Consider the following 18,361-nt stretch of genomic DNA (forward strand, 5'->3'; position numbering starts at 1 on the left):
AGGTACAGACGTCAGCCGAACTGGGATCGCCAACGATAGAAAGCCAATAATGACTATAGCCCTGGCTACCGCCATTCTTGCGTTGACGTCCGCCGCACCGCCAACCCCGAACGACGCCGCAATCGGCCAATTCGTCGGGCAGGAAATCGTCGTGACGGCGCGCGAGCGACTGAAGAACTGGCGCGGCAAGATAGGCCTGAAGAGTGGAAAATGCCGGACCCGCAAATCCAGCGGCGATCCTGAGGTCGATACGATGGCATGTCGTGTCAGCGAGATATGCTATAACCAGGTCAAGCCGAAACGCGACGCCCTGGTCGCGAGCAAGCCGCCTCGCTCCCAACGACGCGCGCTGATCAAGCCAGTGGAAGACGAAGCCAGCGACTGCGCAACGGCGCTTTACGAAGCGGAGTTGGCGCGCATCGATGCGCGTCGCGACGCCGAAAGAGAATGATCCGACAGGCGCGCGCTCAGAATTGAGACCGAATTGCGGCTATCGGCCGAAAGCCGAGCTTGCCAAGATCGTCACCCCGGACTTGATCCGGGGACTATAACTTCAGCGCCGCGGTGGATCCCGGATCAAGTCCGGGATGACGAATGACTGGTAACCACCCCGAAGCGGTCACATCACCGCGTTACTTGATCTTGTCGCGGTTCGCGTAAAGCAGCGCGGCGATCACGGCGGCCGAGCCGATGCCCAAACCCGCCGCCGCAGCGGTTTTCCAGCCGCGCTTGCTGCCCTTGGCCGCGTCCTTGTCAGCGGCCTCGGCGGCATCGGCCGCTTCCTTTTGCTGCCGACTTTCGCGCGCGGCGCGCAGGACTTCATTTTCTTCGGGTTGGTCGTTACCAACAGGCGGCGGCGGAGGGGGCGCTTGGTCGGTCATCGTCTCGTCTATGTCCTTGTTGTCAGGCGAGCGCCTGTTCGACAGGCACATAATCGGTTCCGATCGCTTCGGCTACGGCTTCGAACGTTACCTTGCCATTCCATACGTTCAAGCCCTGCGAAAGATGCACGTCGCGGCGCAGCGCTTCCTTCCACCCCAGGTCGGCGATGCGCAGCGCGTGCGGCAGAGTGACGTTGTTGAGCGCATAGGTGCTGGTGCGTGCGACCGCGCCGGGCATGTTGGCGACCGCATAATGCACGATGCCGTCCACGACATAGGTCGGGTCGGCGTGGGTCGTCGCATGGCTGGTTTCAAAGCAGCCGCCCTGATCAATCGCGACATCGACGAGCACCGAGCCCGCCTGCATTGTGCCGAGCATCGCACGCGTGACCAGCTTGGGCGCTTCGGCGCCGGGGATCAGCACCGCGCCGATGACCAGATCGGCCTCGGCGACGCATTCAGCGAGGTTGGCACGGTTCGAGAAGCGCGTCTTCGCGCGCGATTCAAAGAATGTGCCGACACGTTCGAGCACTTCGGGGTCGCGATCGAGGATCGTGACGTCGGCGCCAAGACCCGCCGCCATCTGCGCCGCGTTGAAACCGACGACGCCGCCGCCGATCACGCACACCTTGCCCGGCGCAACGCCGGGGACGCCGCCGAGCAGCACACCGCGGCCGCCATGCGCCTTTTCCAGCGCGGTCGCGCCGGCCTGGATCGACATGCGCCCCGCGACCTGGCTCATCGGCTTGAGCAGCGGCAGGCCGCCGTGCGGGCTGGTGACGGTTTCATAGGCGATGCACACCGCGCCCGATTTCATCAGGTCGCGCGTCTGGTCGGGATCGGGCGCGAGGTGTAGGTAGGTGTAGAGGATCTGGCCCTCGCGCATCATCGCGCGCTCTACCGGCTGCGGCTCCTTGACCTTCACCACCATGTCACATTGCGCGAAGATTTCTTCAGCGGTCTGGACGATTTCAGCCCCCGCCTCGATGTAATAGCGGTCGTGCGCCCCGATGCCTTCGCCGGCCCCGGTCTGCACCAGCACGCGGTGGCCGTGGGCGCTGAGTTCGCGCGCGCTTTCGGGGGTCAGGCCGACGCGATATTCGTGGTTCTTGATTTCCTTGGGGGTGCCGATGATCATGCTTCGATCTCCATTGCTCACCCGTCGGTCGCGCCTTCGCATCGCCGCGGATTTCCTATCCGCGGATATAACAGTTTACGCGCGCGAGGTCCTTGCATATCTGTCCCGTTTTCGCGACAATTACGCACGATTTTTGCGTGGATTGGACCAAAGGCGCACAATGATTGATCGAATCGACATTAAGTTGCTCAACCTGCTGCAGCGGCATGGGCCGCGGCCCGCGGCCGAGCTGGGCGATGCAGTGGGGCTGTCCGCATCGGCGTGCCACCGCCGCATCCGTGCACTGGAGGCGACGGGGATCATTACCGGCTATACCGCGCGGCTGAATCCCGAAAGCATAGGGCTGGGGCTCGACGTATTTGTCGACATCAGCCTGACGTCGCAGAGCGAAGAGGCGCTGACCGCGTTCGAGAGCGCGGTCAAAAGCTTCGACGAAATCCTCGAATGCCAACTCCTGTCGGGAGCATCGGATTACCGGCTGCGCGTCGCCGCGCGCAATGTTGCCGATTTCGACCGGCTGCACCGTCACTGCCTGTCCCGGCTGCCCGGGGTTGCCGCAATGCACAGCGCCTTTGCCCTGCGCACAATCAAGGCGTTCGAGGGATACCCGGTTTCCGTCGCCCCCTCCATCGACGAGCGCGGCTAGCGCGAAAAACCAGGCACTGGTTAACGGTGAATTTACCAACCGTGCCGCATACCCCGGTCATATGTTTTGCGGACGATGCGAGCATCAGACTCGCGCCCATTTGGATCGATCAGGGAAGCAGGATCATGGCGAAGGAAAATCCCATTCATAAGCAGCAAATCGACCCGATTTTGATGGCCGAACGCTTCCCCTATTACGACCTCGACGGCCAGCTGGCCGCGAACGCCACCGAAATCCATGCGATCATCGCTGGCCGCGAAGAAGCGATCGCCAAAGCTTATTGGGATGCCTTCAACGCGCTTTCCAGTGTCGATCGTGCGGTCGAGGGCGACCTGCTCGCCTCGTATATCCGCGGCAGCGCGCGCCATACCGAAACGAAATATGCCGACGCCGCCGGACAGGAGGTCGCGACGATCGCGTGCCAGAACGCCCATATGGCGCGGCGCGTCAAACTGCCGCTTGCATCGGTGATGTCGTGCATCGCTGAAAGCCAGCGGCTGACGATCGACTATGTCGTCGCCGCCTGCATCGACGATGCCGCGCGGCTGGCGCGGCTGACCAGCGCGATCAACCGGCTGGCGCTGCTCGAGTTCGACATCATGCAGCGCTATGCCGAAAAGCTCGACCGCGCCGTGATCTCCAGCGAGCGGCAGACGCTGGCGGGCGACTTCGACCGCTCGATCGCCTCGCTGGTGCAGGACACCGACGGGGTGCGCGACCAGCTCGCCAAACAGGCGGCCTCGGCCGACCAGGCGGCGAAGGGCATGATCGCCAAGACGAGCGAAGTCGCCGCCGCGTCCGAACAATCGGCGATGGCGATGCGCGAAGCCGCGTCAACCGCCGCCGGCCTGATCCGTGCGATTGAGGATGCCCGCAGCGAGGTCGAAGCCTCCGCCACCGTAGCGACGCGCGCGTCCGAACAAGCGGGCGAAGCCGTCGCGATGTCCGAAACGCTGTCGCACCACGCCGAATCGATCGAATCCATTTTGGGCCTGATCCGCGAGATCGCCGGCCAAACCAACCTCCTCGCCCTCAATGCCACCATCGAGGCGGCGCGCGCCGGCGAATCTGGACGCGGCTTTGCCGTCGTCGCGCAGGAAGTGAAGAGCCTGGCCAATGAAACCGCGCGCGCAACCGACGATATCGCGGGCAAGATCACCGCAATCCAGCAAGCTACTCGCGGGTCGGTCAGCGCCAACCAGTCGATCCAGCAAACCATCGTCGAGGTCCAGCAGTCGGCGCAGCGCATCCGCGACGCGATGGACGCGCAGGCGCAGACGGTCACCTCGATCACCGCCGCGGTCGACGAAACCGCGCTAGCCGCCGACAGCATGTCGTCGACAATCGCCAGCATTCGCAACGATTCGGGAATGGTCGCGAGCGAAATCAGCGTGTTGAGCCAGGAATTTGCCAAGATGGGCGGCCGGTTGCAGCAGCTGGAACAAGCCGCGAGCGAGTTCAGTCGCCGGGTGGCTTAACACCCCCGCTTCCCCGGCTTGGCAAGCTCTGCCCCGCTGCCTAAGGCGGGGGCATGCAAACCCATATCCTGATCACCGGCGCGAGCCGCGGTATTGGCGCTGCGATCGCCGCCGCGCTCAGCACCGACGCCACCAAGACCGTAGTGCTGTCGAGCGCCGACGGCGATCTGGCCGATCCCGCCGTTCCCGAACGGCTGTGGCGGGCAAGTCTCGACCGGCTGGACGGCCGCATCGACGTTTTGATCAATAACGCCGGGGTGTTCGAAGCCAATCCGCTCGATGGCGATGATTCCGACTGGCTGGCGAGCTGGAATCGCACGATGCAGATCAATCTGACCGCGAGCGCCGACCTGTGTCGCCGCGCGGTACTGCATTGGCAGGGGCTCGGATCTGGCGGCCGCATCGTCAATATCGCCAGCCGCGCCGCGCACCGCGGCGACAGCCCCGCCCACTGGCATTATGCCGCGTCAAAGGCGGGCATGACCGCGATGACCAAGACGATCGCGCGCGCTTATGCCAAGGACGGCATCCTCGCGTTCGCGATCTGCCCCGGCTTTACGATGACCGGGATGGCCGAAGACTATCTGGCGAGCCGCGGCGGCGACAAATTGCTCGCCGACATTCCCCTGGGCCGCGTCGCGATGCCCGATGAAGTCGCCGAAATGGCGCGCTGGTGCGCGATCGACGCGCCGCAGTCGATGACCGGCGCGGTGCTCGACGTGAATGGCGCCAGCTATGTGCGCTGACCGATGAGCTGGATCATCACGCTCCCCTGTACCCGCGCCGAGGCGGAGACATTGTCGGGCGAAAATCAGATGCTGGATGCATCGCCCGACGCGCCGGTGGTGGTGACGCACGAAATCGATGAGGATGCGGGGCTGTGGCAGCTCGACGCCTATGTCGACGACAGGCCGAGCGCCGCGTTGCTGAAAACCTTGCAGTCGTTGGTCCCGAGCGCCAAAGGCAAAAAGCCGACCGTGGCGCAACTGCCCGAAGAAGATTGGGTCACGCTAAGCCAGCAAGGGCTCGAACCGGTGCAGGCCGGCCGGTTCTTCGTCCACACCAGCAGCTATGCCGACCGCGTACCGCCCGGCAGCACCCCTTTTCTGATCGACGCGAGTCAGGCGTTCGGTACGGGCGGCCACGACACCACCGCGGGCTGCCTCGCGATGCTCGACCGGCTGAAACGCCAAGGCACGACCCCGCGCCACGTCGCCGACATCGGCACCGGCACCGGCCTGCTCGCTTTTGCCGCCATGGCGCTATGGCCCGGTGCGCGGACGATCGCGTCGGACATCGACCCCGCGAGCATCTTCGTCACGCGTGACAATGCCGCGATCAACGGCGTACCGCTGGGGCGCGGCAGCGGCGCCCTGTCACTCGCGGTCGCGCCGGGGACCGACCATCCGGCGATCCGCCACCGGGCGCCTTATGATCTGCTGATCGCCAACATCCTGGCCGGGCCGCTGATCACGCTGGCGCCCGACATCGCCGCGGCGACGGCGCCGAGCGGCCATGCCATCCTCGCCGGACTGATCGCGCGCCAGATGGACCCGGTGCTCGCCGCGTACCGCGCACAGGGCTTTCGCCTTGCCGCGCGCGGCGGCAGCGCCGAATGGCCGTGCCTGCTGCTGGTCAAGCGCCGCCGCTACGGCTGGCGGCGCCAGGAACGCGCCTTCCACCGCGCAAGCCCGTCGGATCCGAGTTTCGGGAGCTGGTGATGCGATATTCCCCTCCCGCTTGCGGGAGGGGTTAGGGGTGGGGCGAGCGAAGCGAGCATCCTGCGTCGAAAAGCCCACCCCGCTGCGACTAGCGAGCAAGCTCGCAAGTCTCGCTGCCCCTCCCGCAAGCGGGAGGGGATGGTGCGTCAGGCTTTCGCCGCCGCATAATCCTGCGTGCCGCGCGTGACGACCTCGTCACCCGGCAATATATCCGCAATCGCGATCGGCGGCATCGCGCCATTCGCGGCATAAAGCGGCGCGAAATCGGTGTTCACCGTCGTTTCAAGCAACTGGTCCAGACTGTCGATGACGAAATAATTCTGCTGGAAATCGTCGATCCGGTAATCGGTGCGCATCACCCGCGACAGGTCGAAACCGATCCGGTTCGGGCTGTCCGAGTCGAGCGCGAACACGCTCTCGGCATAGGAGGACACGATCCCGGCGCCATAGATGCGCAGGCCGCCCGCCTCGCGGATCAGGCCGAATTCGACGGTGTACCAGTAAAGCCGCGCCAGCTGTTTCAGCGCGTCGAATTTCAGGCTGCGCAGCCCGCCCTCGCCATAAGCGACCATATAGTCGGCGAAAACCGGATCGGCGAGCATCGGGACATGCCCGAACACGTCGTGAAAGACGTCGGGTTCCTGCAGATAGTCGAGCTGGTCCGGGGCGCGGATGAAATTGCCCGCCGGAAAACGCCGGTTCGCCAGATGGTCGAAAAACACCTCGTCGGGAACCAGCCCCGGCACCGCCACAACCTGCCACCCCGTCGCCGCCATCAGCCGCGCGTTGAGCTCGCGATAGTCGGGAATGCCCGGCTTTTCGAGCTTGAGCACATCGATCCCGCGCAGAAAGGCATCGGCGGCGCGGCCGGGCAGCATGTCCGACTGGCGCGCGAACAGCCGGTCCCACATGGCATGTTCGCCGGCGTCAAAGGCGTCCCAATTTTGCGAAATCGTCCAGTCGGCCGCGGCACCCGGCGGCGGCGTGGCGTGGACATGGGTGAAGCCTTCTTTCATAAGCCGCGACCTAACATGAACTGGTTTCAAAAGAAACCATTTACGCGCGAACGACTCCCAACCATCGCGCCGCGCGCGGCAGGCGCGGGATGATGAGCCGATCGACGATCCATAGCAAGATCAGCGACGCCGCGAGCAACGGCAGCAGGGCCGCAAGCACTAGAATGATCGCCGCCACCCCCTTCAGCTTCGCCGGATCGCGCGGCAGCGGCGGCGCGCCCAGCGCATCGTCGGGCTTGCGCCGTCGCCACATCAGAAACCCCGACACCGCAAGGGTCATCAACATAAGGGCAGTGAGCACCCCGATCAGCTGGCTGACGATCCCGAACAGCGCCCCCTCATGCCACGCGATGCCGACGCCGACGACGCGGTCGATGATATGTTTATCGGCAAAGCCGCTGCGCGACACCTCGATCCCGGTGACGACGTCATAACTGACCTTGCGCACCAGCGGCCGGTTCTGCGTCTGCGTGGTCAGCGTCCAGGTGTCACCATTGGGCGGCCCGAACATGTTCGGCGCGCCTGGCGGCTGGACGATCACCGGCGCGGGGAGATTTTCATTCTGCGCGCGCAGGACGATGCGGTCCAGCGCGACACGCGGTTCATCGCCGACCTCCACAGGTTTCGCCATCGCCTTGGCCATCGCTTTATGATCATGCGCCGCATGATGATCCGCCGCGCCGCTTTTCCAGTCCTGCGCGCCCTGCACCCAGCCCATTTCGGCGCGCACCGCACGGAAACCCTGCGCCCAGACGTCGGTCCACGGCAGCGCGGTGAGCAGCAGCACCAGCGCGAGCCCCGACACCCAGAATCCGGTCACGGCATGCAGATCGCGCAGCACCGTTCGCCCGCCCAGTCCCAGCCGCGGCCACACGACCCCCGCGAGCCCGCGCCCGCGTGGCCACCACAGATACAACCCGGTCAGGATCATCACGATCGCCCAGCTCGCCGCCAGTTCGACGATGATCCCGCCGGGCTTGCCGATCAGCAGGCTGCCGTGGATTTTCGCGAGCCAAGCCGAAATGCGGTCGTCGGGATTGGCGCTGCCGATCACCCGTCCCTGCGGCGAGACGGCGACGTCGCGCATCCCGCCAGCCGGCAGTCCGACATGGACGACCGCGGCATCTCCCCGCGCCTGCGGCACACGGTAATAATGAAAATTCGCGCCCGGGAAGGCGGCCAGCGCCGCCTTCACCTGCGCATCGGCATCGACCCGCTCAGCGGTCGACAACCCGCGCCATGCGCGCTCCTGCCACCGGTCGAGCTGTGGTTTGAACAGATAGGCCGTCCCCGTCACCGAGAGCATCAAGATGAAGGGGATGACGAACAGCCCGGCATAAAAATGCCAGCGCCAGATCGTGCGATAGAGCGGAATCCGGTTGATGTCGGTCATCCCCTGCCCCCTTAGAATCGCGCGCGAATGCCGGCGGACACCGCGCGGCGCTCGACGGGATAATAGATCGCCGACGCCGCCGGCGTGACCACCGATGGCGCGGTGGCGGTGATCACCGCACTGATATCGCCGATCGCCTTTTTGCCCATGATGTTGCGAACGTCGACAAAGGCGTCGATCCCCTCAGCAATCCGCGCACCGCCGGTCACGCCAAGCAGCGCATAGTCGGGGGTGCGGACAAGGTTGCGGTAATCGGCGTAGGGGCCATTGGGCACCCATTCGACATTCGGCGCGATATGCAGCGCGTCGGTGCCGATCCGCGCCTCGGCGCGATACACATGGTTCGGCACCACCGGCAGGCGGTTGTTCCCGAACTGGCTGTCACCCCGGAAACGAAAGTCGCTGTACGTATAAACCTGCCGCAGTCGCAGCCAGTCGGTCAGGGCGATTTCCAGCGCCGCCTCGCCCCCCTGATGCAGCGTGCGGTCGGCGTTAAAGGTCGCCACCGGAATGCTGACATTGGTCGTGAATTGCAGCAATTCGCCCTTCAGCGCCGCGCGGTAGAGCGCCAGATCCCAGCTGACGATCCCGGTCTTGCCGCGCGTCCCGACCTCTGCTGTCCACGCCCGCTGCGGGCGGATCGTCGACACGACCTGACTGATCGGCGGGGTGCCGAGGGTCTGGAACACTTCGCCAAAGCCCGGAAATTCGGCCGAACGACTGTAGTTGGCGAAGAATTGCACGTCCGCGCTCGGCTGGAACAGCAAACCGAACTTGGGCGAAAAGGCGTCGAATTCGATCCGCCCGTCACGCGAGGTCGAGACATTGACCCGCCGTTTGCGGAAGCCATCGGCATAGACGCCGCCCGCGATCAAGGTCAGCTGCTCCAGCGGCCGCACCCGCACCTCGCCATAGATATTGGCGGTGCGCGCGGTCTGGTCGGCGTCGAACACCAGCGCCCCGCGCCGTCCCGCGATATTCACATATTGGCGCGCGTCGGTGCTGCCGCGGCGCAGCTCGCCGCCCAGCGTGACCTCAACCGGCCCCGCGGCATAATCGGCGCGAAAGAAACCGCCGAGATCGAGCGAGTCCTGATCGATCACCTGAAAGATCGGGTGATAGAGCGACTTGGCATTGACGAAGCCGCCGACGTCGAGCTTGAACGCGCCCCAGTCGATGGTCGTGCGGTTCTGCAGCCGCAGCGAGACAATGTCGCGCGCCTGATCACCCGCCACGGCCGCCGCGCTGGCGACGCGCGGGGTGGTCAGCGCCTGGTTGAAGGTCAGCGCGCCGGGGATTTCCTGCTTGATGTCGTTGTAGCTGGCATAGAAACGCGTCGAAGCGACGTTGCTCAGCTTCAGCCCGACATTGCCGTGGAAACGAAAGCTGCGGCGCTGCACATGGTCGCGGTCGCCGTTAGACGTATCGGTGCTGACCGCCGCCCACGCATCGACGCGCTCGCTCGCGACGCCCGCCGAAATCAGCCCGCGATAGCTGTCGAAGCTGCCGACATCGCCGCGCAGGTAAAAGCCCTCCGCCGTGCGCCCGGTCGGGGTCACGCCATTGACCGCACCGCCCAAAGTTCCCGACCCGAAACGCAGCGCGTTGGCGCCGCGATAGACCTCGAGATGATCGAAGAAGATCGGCTCGAGCTCCTGAAAATCGCCGTTGTCGTCGGCCAGGTTGATCGGCACCCCATCCTGCAGCAGCGTCAGCCCGCGCATATGGAACCCGCGCGACAGCCCCGATCCGCGGATCGAAATGCGGACCTCCTGCCCATAGCGCGGCTGGATATAGACGCCGGGCGAAAAGGCCAGCGTGTCGCGCAGCGAGACAATCGACTTGTCGGCATAATCCTGATGGCTGACGACGTCGGCACCGCCCGCCGTCTTGGCGACGCGCGCTTCGGCGTCATTGGTCAGTTCGGGGGCGGTGACGATGATCGTCGGATCGGCTTCGGCCTCGGCGGCCTGCACCGCGGCAGGGACGAGCGAGAGGACGAGCGCCAGCAAAGGCGCCGCCCGATAGGCGTGAGGTGACATGGTTCAATCTTTCGCGTGAAATCAGCAAAGCGCCGCGCCGCGCATCTGCGTGGGCAGCCGTTCAATCTGGTTCAGGCGAAAGCAGGCGGTCCGGTACTCGGCGGCAGCGGCGACGCGATGCCGGGCGCAAAGCCCAGCGACCGCACCGCGACCGGGGTCGGCGCCGCAACCATCGGCGCGGCCAGTAACAGCGGTTCACCAGGCACGATCGGCGCATTCGCCAGCGCACCCCACGGGCAATGCTGCTGCGTCTCGCCCGCGTCGTGGCTGCCCGCCTTTTCCAGCGCGATCGTCACGGTCTTCCCGGGATCGGTCGGGTCCGAACAGATACGCACCGTGATCGACCCGCCCGCATCGCTCTCGATCATCCACCCCGGCGCCACCAGCACCCGGGCGGCGAGCGCGAGGAGCAGCGGCAACAGCAGCAGGATGCCGGGACGGCGAAAGGCGGCGAGCAGACTCACCCGGCGCGCTCTATGGCGGATGCCATTGGCTGACAAGATGCGTTGCACAGCCATCGTCATTGCGAGGCGCGAAGCGACGCGGCAATCTCCAGCCATCGACGGCAGACTAAGGTCGATGGCTGGAGATTGCTTCGCTTTGCTCGCAATGACGGGATGGATTATTCCGCCAGCGTCTCGTCGGTCTTCTTCCCCGTGCGCGTCCACGGATAGAGGAACTGCCCCCAATAGCTGCGCGGCACCTCTTCAGGGATGCCGTAATTTTCGGGCCAGCGGTCCTTGGGCAAATGGAATGTCCCGAAAATCTTGTCGATCCACGGGAAATGGATCGCGAAATTGACGTCGAACGCCTCGCGTTCCAACCCATGGTGCCAGTGATGAAATCGCGGCGTCGCGATCCAGTGGCCCAGCCGATTGAAATTGCCCCCGACATTCGCGTGGAGCAGCGACGACCAGACATAAACAAAGCCGATATAAGCCTGCATCACCGACGGGCTGAAACCCAATGTGAACAGCGGCAGCGAGGTGATCGAACGGAGCAGGATGATTTCGACGAAATGCATCCGCGACCCCGCGAGCCAGTCCATCGACTTCGCGCTGTGGTGGACAGCATGGAAACCCCACAGGAAGGGGTAGCGGTGGAAGCTGCGGTGGAACCAATATTGCGCCATGTCCGACGCGACCAGCACGATGGCGAACTGGACGAGCCACGGCAGCGCCGCGACGCCGGCGCGAAACGCCTGCCAATTGCTCGTATGGTCGTTGATGATCGTCGACGGCGCGAGCGCGAGGAAACCCAGCACCTGCACGAACATCGTGCTGACCAGATAATAGAACAGATCTTCGCGCCATTCGGTACGGAACAGGCGCTGCGTCCGGCGATGCGGGAACAGGCGTTCAAGCGGCGCAAACATGAAGCCGGTGATCAGCAGGTTGACGACAAAAAAGTCGAGCCCGAAGAAAATGCCCCAGTCGCGCGTTTCCGCCGGCTGGACGTTCGACCCGCCGATCAGCGTCGCGGCCAGCGCGATGATCAGCGCCGTCGCGCCCAGCACTTTACGCGGACGCAGCAGCAAGCTGAGCAGCGCAAGGCCATAGCTGGCGAGCAGCACTAGATGGACAACCCCGCGAAACCCGCCCCAATCCTTGACGATCGCCAGTTCGGGGGTTGCGAACCAGTCGGGGAAGCGCAGCGCGATCACGAGGCCAAAGCCGACGACCGCAAACAGCAAAGCGAAAAAGCCCGACAGCCACCCACTGCCAAACCGCCGCACCTCGGTATGCGATTCCAGATCGCGCATCAGGTGGTTCAGATAATCACGCTTGGCCATGTGGTCCCCTCACCGCATTTTCGCCGCCCCGTCTGTGATGGCGCGCACCGTTTACTAGCACCCTAACCTCATTTTCGTCATGCCGGGCTTGACCCGGCATCCATTCCTGCCCCGCCGTCATGGACCGCGGATCAAGTCCGGGGTGACGAGGGTGGATGCCCTGCTCACCCCGCCGCGGCGACAATCTCCGCCCACTCGGCTTCGTCGATCACCTTGATCCCGAGCGCGCTTGCCTGCTTGAGCTTCGACCCCGCGCCTGGCCCAGCGACGACCAGATCGGTCTTCGCGCTTACCGATCCCGCCGCCTTGGCCCCCAGCGCCTCTGCCTGCGCCTTCGCCTCGTCGCGGCTCATCGTCTCCAGCTTGCCCGTAAACACCACCGTCATCCCCGACACTTCGCTGTCGCGCGTTTCGACGACAAAGGGCGGCGGCGATACTTCCGACAGCAAATCGTCCCACAGCTCACAATTGTGCGGCTCGTGAAAGAAATCTCGCAATGCTTCATTGACTGCGGTGCCAACGCCGTCGATTTCAAAATAGTTAGATGGCGCGGCAATTCGCGTTCCATCTTCGAGCCGATACATTTCATTCATTTGCTCAACTGCCTTGCGCAGCGTCGGCAATGTGACCAGCCCCTTCAACAGATCGCGCGCCGTCACCGCGCCGATATGGCGGATGCCCAAACCGAACAGCAGTCGCGCGGCGTCGGGCGATCGCTTCGCCTCGATTGCGGCAAACAGGTTATCCACCGATTTTTCCTTCCACCCGTCGCGGTGGAGCAGTTCGTCGCGATGCTTGTGCAGCCGGAAAATATCAGCCGGGCCACGCACCAGCCAGCCGAGATCGAGAAATTCCTGGATGCTCTTTTCGCCGAGCCCCTCGATATCGAGCGCGCCGCGGCTGACGAAATGGCGCAATCGCTCAAACTTTTGCGCCACGCAGATCAGGCCGCCGGTGCAGCGAACGTCGACCTCGCTCTCCTCCGCGACCGCCTCGCTGCCACACACCGGGCAATGATCTGGAAACAGGTACGGCACGCGATCCTCGTCGCGGGTCAGGTTCTCGACGACCTGCGGGATCACATCGCCCGCCCGCTGGACAACGACGCGGTCGCCGGGGCGGACACCCAATCGCCCGATCTCGTCGCGATTGTGCAGCGTTACGTTCGACACCACGACGCCGCCAACGGTGACCGGGGTCAGCCGGCCGACCGGGGTCAGCTTGCCCGTGCGCCCGACCTGAATGTCGATCGCCTCCAATGTCGTCTGCGCGCGTTCGGCGGGGAATTTATGCGCGATCGCCCAGCGGGGCGCCTTCGCGACAAACCCCAACCGCGCCTGCCAGTCGAGGCGGTCGACCTTATAAACGACCCCGTCGATGTCATAGGGTAGCTCGGCGCGCCGCGCCTCGATCTGGCGATAATGCGCGAGCACGTCGGCAACCGATTCAAAGCGGCCGAGCAGCGGCGAGACCGGCACCCCCCAGCTTTCGATCAACCGCATCACGTCATATTGCGTGGCCGCAGGCACATCGCTGACCTCGCCCCACCCATGCGCCAGAAAGCGCAGCGGGCGCGCCGCGGTGACGCTCGCATCCTTCTGCCGCAGCGATCCGGCGGCGGCGTTGCGCGGGTTGGCAAACACCTTCGCCTCGGCTTTTTGCTGCGCAGCATTGAGTGCAGCAAAATCCGCCTTGGCCATATAGATTTCGCCGCGAATTTCGAAGATTTCAGGCGCGTCTCCGGCCAGCTTTTCGGGAATGTCGGCGATGGTGCGGACATTCGGCGTCACATCTTCCCCCACGCTCCCGTCTCCCCGCGTCGCCGCCTGCACCAGTACGCCCCGCTCATAGCGCAGCGAACAGGACAGCCCGTCGATCTTGTCCTCAGCGGTCAGCGCGACAGCGGCGTCTTCGGGCAGGTTGAGGAAGCGCCGCACCCGCGCCGCGAATTCGGCGACATCGTCGTCGGCGAACGCATTATCGAGGCTCATCATCCGCTGGGCATGGGTGACCTTGGCGAGCGGCGACGCCTCCACCGCAGCACCGACCTGGCTGTTCGGGCTGTCGGCGCGGATCAGCTGCGGAAAGGTCGCTTCAAGTTCGTTGTTGCGCCGCACCAGCGCGTCATAATCGGCGTCGCTGATCTCGGGCGCGTCGTCGGCATGGTAACGCCGGTTGTGATAAGCGATCGTCTTTGCCAGCCGCATCAATTCGTTGGCGGCATCGGCTTCTGACAGGGCGGTGCCGTCGTTCATATCAATCATTCGCAATCACCAGCACATGCACCGCGCGCCGGATCCGAAAACCCAGCGACTCATACAGCGCAATCGCTCCTGCATTGTCGGCATAGCTGTGCAGGAACGGCTGCTCGCCGCGCGCCACCATGTCGCGCATGACATGGCCGATCAGCGTCCGCGCATAGCCGCGCCCGCGGCAATCTTCCCACGTCGACACCCCGCTGACCTCCGCCATGCCAGGCATCAGCATCCGCTGCCCCGCCATCGCCAGCAGACGGCCGTCTCCGTCGCGGATCCCGAAGAACGGTCCATAGCGATGCGTCGTCGGCCCCCACGGTCCCGGCTTGGCATGCTCGGCGAGCGCCGCCATTTCGGCGGCATCCGCCTCACCGAGCGCGATGATCATAGGCTCGCCGTCGCGCGCCCTCGGCGGCGCGCCCGCGGCGACCATCTGCGTCAGCACCGCGCGCTTCACCTCGCGCGCACCGGCGGGAACTGGCCAGGCGTCGCCCTCGACAATCCACAACTCCTCACCCGTGGGAATCAGCGCCGCAAGCGCCGCCTGCGCCGCGGTGCCGGGGTCGGCGGCGACGCCGAACACGCCATAGCCACGATCAAGCCGCAACGCGCGGGCGTCGCCCGTGGCCAGATGCGCCTGGCGTCCGGTGAGCATGCTCCACACTGGCCGGTCGAGCGGATGCGCGATCGTCACGCCGTGACCTCCAATAGCCTTTCCGCCTGCGCCCGCGCTTCGGCGGTCACCTCGGCGCCCGACAGCATGCGGGCGATTTCCTCGCGGCGGCCCGCTTCGTCCAGCGCATGCACACTCGTGCGGGTCACAATCCCCTCGCTCGACTTGGCGATGACAAAATGCGCCGCGCCCTTGGCCGCGACCTGCGGGCTGTGCGTCACCGCCAGCAATTGCTTGCCCGCGCCCGCCAGCCGCGCCAGTCGTTCGCCGATCGCCGACGCCACTGCGCCGCCCACCCCGCGGTCGATTTCGTCAAAGATGATCGTGTCCGCCCCGCCCTCTTCGGCGAGTGCGACCTTGAGCGCGAGAATGAAGCGCGACAATTCGCCCCCCGACGCAATCTTGGCCAGTGGCGCAAATGGCGCACCGGGGTTGGTCGAGATCAGATATTCGACGCGGTCCATGCCTTCCGGTCCCCAGCGATCGGCAGGCAAGCGCTCGACCAGCGTCTGAAAGCGCGCGGCATCGAGCTTCAGCGGCACCAGTTCGCCCGCCACCGCGGCATCGAGCCGCGCCGCCGCCTTGCTCCGCAGGTCGGACAGCGCGCTCGCCGCATGGGTGTAGGCTGCGGCGGTTTCGGCGACCGCTGCCTCCAGCTTCGCCAGCCCCGCGCTGCCCCCCTCGATCGCGTCGAGCCGCGCGGCCAGTGTGCCGGTGAGTTCGGTCAGCTCGTCGGGCTGAACGTTGTGCTTGCGCGCCATCGCGCGCAGTTCGAACAAGCGCGTCTCGGTCGCATCGAGCCGTTCGGGGTCATATTCCATCGCCCGCGCGGCCTCGCGCAGCTTCGTCTCGGCCTCGTCGGCCTCGATGATCGCGCGGTCGAGTCCCGCCAGCGCTTCGGCCAGCAGCGGATGATCGCCTGCCAGCCGGTCGAGCCGCCGCGCCGCGCCGCGCAGTTTCGCGGGGCCGCTTTCGCTACCCTCGAACGCCTCCATGATCGCGCCAAGGTCGCCGGCGATCTTCTCGCCCTTCTGCATCGCCGCGCGCGATGCGGCGAGTTCGGCATCCTCGCCCGGCTGGGGCGCCAGCGCCTGCAATTCGGCGACGCAATGCTCCAGCCACTCGCGGTCGCGCGTTGCTTCGTCGAGCGCGCTGCGCGCTGCCGCCAGCTTCGCCTCGGCGGCGCGCCACGCGCCATGCGCCGCCGCCACCGCAGCGGTGTCGGCGCGCGCGAAGGTATCGAGCAGGGCGCGGTGGCCCGCGGGCGCAAGCAGACCGCGATCGTCGTGCTGGCCGTGGATTTCGACCAGATGCGTCCCGACCTCGCGCAGCAGCGCCGCCGAACAGGGCTGATCGTTCAGATACGCGCGGCTGCCGCCGTCGGCCTTGAGCGTGCGGCGCACCAACAGCGGTTCGCCCGATTCCAAGCCGATCTCATTGGCAGCGAGCAGCGCCGCGAGAGCGGAACCGGTAACGGGCGCGACAAAACTTGCGGTCACTTGCGCCTGCCCGCTGCCCTGCCGCACCAAGGCACTGTCGGCGCGCGCGCCGAGCGCCAGTCCGAGCGCGTCGAGCAGGATCGACTTGCCCGCCCCGGTCTCACCCGTCAGCACACCCAGCCCGACCTCGAAATCAAGGTCGAGCCGTTCGATCAGAACGATGTTGGCGATGGACAAAGCGGTTAGCACAAGCCGTCCTTACCGCAGAACAAAGGCAGAATCTATTGCCAGCGCGATCAGGCGCTCGGGGCGTTCTTCTGCATCAGCTTATACGCGCGGCCATACCATTCATTGCCGGGATAGTTCGCGCCGAGCACCGCCGCCGACTTCTTTGCCTCGGCGGGAATGCCGAGCGACAAATAGCATTCGGTCAGACGATACAGCGCCTCGGGGGCGTGGCTGGTCGTCTGATATTTGTCGACGACTTCGCGGAACCGGATCGACGCCGCCAGCCAGTTCGAGCTGCGCTGGTAGAAGCGGCCGATTTCCATTTCCTTGCCCGCGAGATGATCTTGCACCAGATCGACCTTGAGCCGCGCGTCCGACGCGTAGCGGCTGTCAGGGTAGCGGCGGATCACTTCGCCCAGCGCGTTCGACGCCTGCTGGGTGATCTTCTGGTCGCGCGTGACGTCGCTGATCTGTTCATAATAGGACAGGCCGATCAGATAATAGGCGTAGGGCGCATCCTTGTTGCCCGGATGGATCGCCAGAAACCGCTGCGCGGCCTCGATCGCCGGGGTATATTCGCGGTCCATATAGTAGCTGAACGAGCTCATCAGCTGCGCGCGGCGCGCCCACGGCGAATAGGGATGCTGGCGCTCGACTTCGTCGAACAGCGCGGCCGCGATGCCGTATTGCTTGCGGTCGAGCCGGTCCTGCGCGGCACGGTACAAGGTGTTGACGTCGCGCGCGACATAGCGCGTGTCCTTCTTGACCGCGCCGCCACCGGCACAAGCCGCGAGCAAAGGGGTGATGGCGATAGCGGCAGCGAGCAGGCGCACGAAGGGGCGCGAAGGGGTGCGGTGAGTCATGCGCGCGGTATAGCCACAGCGCGGATGAACGCAAAATAAATGATGGGTGGCTCGGCGCAGTTTTACGGCGCCTTCACAACGCAGCCTTTTGGCGCATTCGCGGGCGCCGGAACGCGGCGCGCCGTCTTGATCGTCACTTGTGGTTCCAGCATCTGCCCCTTCATCACGCCTTCGCCGGCGGTCGGCGAGATCGGGGCGTTAAAGATAGCCGCGGCGATGTCGGCGCCCGCGATCATCTCGCCGAACACCGCAAAGCCCGCACCGTCACCGCCCGCCGCGTCGCTGTCGAATCCCTTGATATCCGACAACAGCAGGAAAAAGTCGCTCGTCGCATCGCCGGGATTGCGCCGCGCCATCGACAGCGCCCCCTGGCAATTGGTCAGCCCGCTGACCTTCGTCGGCTCGTGCGCGATCGGCGGAAAGTTGCGCCGCGGATCGCCGCGGTTGCCCGCCTGGACCAGCTGGCTCGCCGCCCCCCAGCTTTTGGTCGAGCGGTAGAATTTGAACCCGTCCATCCGCTTGGCGTCGACATAGCGCAGGAAATTGGCCGCGGTCACCGGCGCGCGCTTGGTCTCGATCCGCACCACGATCGTGCCCAGATCGGTGACCAGCGCGACATAGGCGCGCGGGTCGACCGCATCGGTGTCGACGGGAACCGGCAAAGGCGGCGGCGGCGGGGGCGGCGCAAACATCGGCCGCGGCCGCGGCGCCGGCGGCGTTGTGGGCGGCGGCGCGGCCGCAGCCTGGGCCGCCAAGGCGAGCGAGAGGATCATGCCGGTCAACATGGCCTTGCTTA

The 18,361-nt window shown here is 65.4% G+C and carries 17 protein-coding genes; 5 read left to right on the forward strand and 12 right to left on the reverse strand.

What is annotated here, in order from left to right; genetic code table 11:
* Positions 1-151 precede the first annotated feature (151 nt).
* Entirely contained in the window at positions 152-451 is a 300-nt protein-coding gene (locus ACQY6T_RS11400) for a hypothetical protein (protein ID WP_428630903.1), read from the forward strand.
* 181 nt (positions 452-632) lie between these two features.
* On the opposite strand, the gene ACQY6T_RS11405 is transcribed toward ACQY6T_RS11400, so the two are convergent.
* Positions 633-881 carry a hypothetical protein gene (locus ACQY6T_RS11405; RefSeq protein ID WP_428630904.1) on the reverse strand — a complete coding sequence of 83 codons (249 nt, stop codon included), beginning with the start codon at positions 879-881 and terminating at the stop codon, positions 633-635.
* Between the two features lie 22 nt (positions 882-903).
* A complete protein-coding gene (gene ald / locus ACQY6T_RS11410) occupies positions 904-2,019 on the reverse strand; it encodes an alanine dehydrogenase (RefSeq protein ID WP_428630905.1) in 1,116 nt (371 codons plus the stop codon).
* 160 nt (positions 2,020-2,179) lie between these two features.
* Between ald and ACQY6T_RS11415 the strand changes: the two genes are divergently transcribed.
* The 4 genes from ACQY6T_RS11415 to ACQY6T_RS11430 all read left to right on the forward strand — a co-directional run bounded on the left by ACQY6T_RS11415 (position 2,180) and on the right by ACQY6T_RS11430 (position 5,864).
* Positions 2,180-2,665 carry an Lrp/AsnC family transcriptional regulator gene (locus ACQY6T_RS11415; RefSeq protein ID WP_428630906.1) on the forward strand — a complete coding sequence of 162 codons (486 nt, stop codon included), beginning with the start codon at positions 2,180-2,182 and terminating at the stop codon, positions 2,663-2,665.
* A 125-nt stretch (positions 2,666-2,790) separates the two neighbouring features.
* Complete coding sequence (locus tag ACQY6T_RS11420) at positions 2,791-4,143, forward strand: methyl-accepting chemotaxis protein (protein ID WP_428630907.1); 1,353 nt, start codon at positions 2,791-2,793, stop codon at positions 4,141-4,143.
* Between the two features lie 53 nt (positions 4,144-4,196).
* Positions 4,197-4,889, forward strand: a complete 693-nt coding sequence (locus ACQY6T_RS11425) for an SDR family NAD(P)-dependent oxidoreductase (protein WP_428630908.1) — start codon at positions 4,197-4,199, stop codon at positions 4,887-4,889.
* 3 nt (positions 4,890-4,892) lie between these two features.
* On the forward strand, positions 4,893-5,864 hold the full coding sequence (locus tag ACQY6T_RS11430; RefSeq protein WP_428630909.1) for a 50S ribosomal protein L11 methyltransferase: 972 nt from the start codon (positions 4,893-4,895) through the stop codon (positions 5,862-5,864).
* A gap of 146 nt (positions 5,865-6,010) precedes the next feature.
* On the opposite strand, the gene phhA is transcribed toward ACQY6T_RS11430, so the two are convergent.
* The 10 genes from phhA to ACQY6T_RS11480 all read right to left on the reverse strand — a co-directional run bounded on the left by phhA (position 6,011) and on the right by ACQY6T_RS11480 (position 18,350).
* Positions 6,011-6,880 (reverse strand): phenylalanine 4-monooxygenase, encoded by an 870-nt coding sequence (phhA, locus tag ACQY6T_RS11435; RefSeq protein ID WP_428630910.1) that lies wholly within the window; start codon positions 6,878-6,880, stop codon positions 6,011-6,013.
* Positions 6,881-6,920: 40 nt separating this feature from the next.
* Complete coding sequence (locus tag ACQY6T_RS11440) at positions 6,921-8,273, reverse strand: PepSY-associated TM helix domain-containing protein (RefSeq protein ID WP_428630911.1); 1,353 nt, start codon at positions 8,271-8,273, stop codon at positions 6,921-6,923.
* 11 nt (positions 8,274-8,284) lie between these two features.
* The gene (locus ACQY6T_RS11445; protein WP_428630912.1) at positions 8,285-10,315 is read right to left on the reverse strand and encodes a TonB-dependent receptor family protein; all 2,031 of its coding nucleotides are present in this window, start codon (positions 10,313-10,315) and stop codon (positions 8,285-8,287) included.
* A 71-nt stretch (positions 10,316-10,386) separates the two neighbouring features.
* Positions 10,387-10,833, reverse strand: a complete 447-nt coding sequence (locus ACQY6T_RS11450; protein WP_428630913.1) for a hypothetical protein — start codon at positions 10,831-10,833, stop codon at positions 10,387-10,389.
* A gap of 104 nt (positions 10,834-10,937) precedes the next feature.
* A complete protein-coding gene (locus ACQY6T_RS11455) occupies positions 10,938-12,107 on the reverse strand; it encodes a sterol desaturase family protein (RefSeq protein ID WP_428630914.1) in 1,170 nt (389 codons plus the stop codon).
* Between the two features lie 164 nt (positions 12,108-12,271).
* Positions 12,272-14,362 carry an NAD-dependent DNA ligase LigA gene (ligA, locus tag ACQY6T_RS11460; protein ID WP_428632640.1) on the reverse strand — a complete coding sequence of 697 codons (2,091 nt, stop codon included), beginning with the start codon at positions 14,360-14,362 and terminating at the stop codon, positions 12,272-12,274.
* A 1-nt stretch (position 14,363) separates the two neighbouring features.
* Entirely contained in the window at positions 14,364-15,056 is a 693-nt protein-coding gene (locus tag ACQY6T_RS11465; RefSeq protein WP_428630915.1) for a GNAT family N-acetyltransferase, read from the reverse strand.
* Positions 15,053-16,723 carry a DNA repair protein RecN gene (gene recN, locus ACQY6T_RS11470; RefSeq protein ID WP_428630916.1) on the reverse strand — a complete coding sequence of 557 codons (1,671 nt, stop codon included), beginning with the start codon at positions 16,721-16,723 and terminating at the stop codon, positions 15,053-15,055. Before recN ends, ACQY6T_RS11465 begins: the two co-directional genes overlap by 4 nt.
* Before the next feature lie 47 nt (positions 16,724-16,770).
* Positions 16,771-17,565, reverse strand: coding sequence for an outer membrane protein assembly factor BamD (locus tag ACQY6T_RS11475; protein WP_428630917.1), 795 nt, complete (start codon positions 17,563-17,565; stop codon positions 16,771-16,773).
* Positions 17,566-17,627: 62 nt separating this feature from the next.
* Complete coding sequence (locus ACQY6T_RS11480; RefSeq protein ID WP_428630918.1) at positions 17,628-18,350, reverse strand: peptidylprolyl isomerase; 723 nt, start codon at positions 18,348-18,350, stop codon at positions 17,628-17,630.
* Between the last annotated feature and the right edge of the window lie 11 nt (positions 18,351-18,361).

The organism is Sphingopyxis sp. (assembly GCF_965279725.1).
Taxonomy (GTDB): Bacteria; Pseudomonadota; Alphaproteobacteria; order Sphingomonadales; family Sphingomonadaceae; genus Sphingopyxis.

Excerpts from the sequence above, each read along its gene's own strand:
- ACQY6T_RS11480 (WP_428630918.1), bottom strand. The coding sequence starts at position 18,350 with ATGTTGACCGGCATGATCCTCTCGCTCGCCTTGGCGGCCCAGGCTGCG.
- ligA (WP_428632640.1), bottom strand. The coding sequence starts at position 14,362 with ATGAACGACGGCACCGCCCTGTCAGAAGCCGATGCCGCCAACGAATTG.
- ACQY6T_RS11450 (WP_428630913.1), bottom strand. The coding sequence starts at position 10,833 with ATGGCTGTGCAACGCATCTTGTCAGCCAATGGCATCCGCCATAGAGCG.
- ACQY6T_RS11430 (WP_428630909.1), top strand. The coding sequence starts at position 4,893 with ATGAGCTGGATCATCACGCTCCCCTGTACCCGCGCCGAGGCGGAGACA.
- ACQY6T_RS11415 (WP_428630906.1), top strand. The coding sequence starts at position 2,180 with ATGATTGATCGAATCGACATTAAGTTGCTCAACCTGCTGCAGCGGCAT.
- ACQY6T_RS11475 (WP_428630917.1), bottom strand. The coding sequence starts at position 17,565 with ATGACTCACCGCACCCCTTCGCGCCCCTTCGTGCGCCTGCTCGCTGCC.
- phhA (WP_428630910.1), bottom strand. The coding sequence starts at position 6,880 with ATGAAAGAAGGCTTCACCCATGTCCACGCCACGCCGCCGCCGGGTGCC.
- ald (WP_428630905.1), bottom strand. The coding sequence starts at position 2,019 with ATGATCATCGGCACCCCCAAGGAAATCAAGAACCACGAATATCGCGTC.
- ACQY6T_RS11405 (WP_428630904.1), bottom strand. The coding sequence starts at position 881 with ATGACCGACCAAGCGCCCCCTCCGCCGCCGCCTGTTGGTAACGACCAA.
- ACQY6T_RS11445 (WP_428630912.1), bottom strand. The coding sequence starts at position 10,315 with ATGTCACCTCACGCCTATCGGGCGGCGCCTTTGCTGGCGCTCGTCCTC.
- ACQY6T_RS11440 (WP_428630911.1), bottom strand. The coding sequence starts at position 8,273 with ATGACCGACATCAACCGGATTCCGCTCTATCGCACGATCTGGCGCTGG.
- ACQY6T_RS11420 (WP_428630907.1), top strand. The coding sequence starts at position 2,791 with ATGGCGAAGGAAAATCCCATTCATAAGCAGCAAATCGACCCGATTTTG.
- ACQY6T_RS11455 (WP_428630914.1), bottom strand. The coding sequence starts at position 12,107 with ATGGCCAAGCGTGATTATCTGAACCACCTGATGCGCGATCTGGAATCG.
- ACQY6T_RS11425 (WP_428630908.1), top strand. The coding sequence starts at position 4,197 with ATGCAAACCCATATCCTGATCACCGGCGCGAGCCGCGGTATTGGCGCT.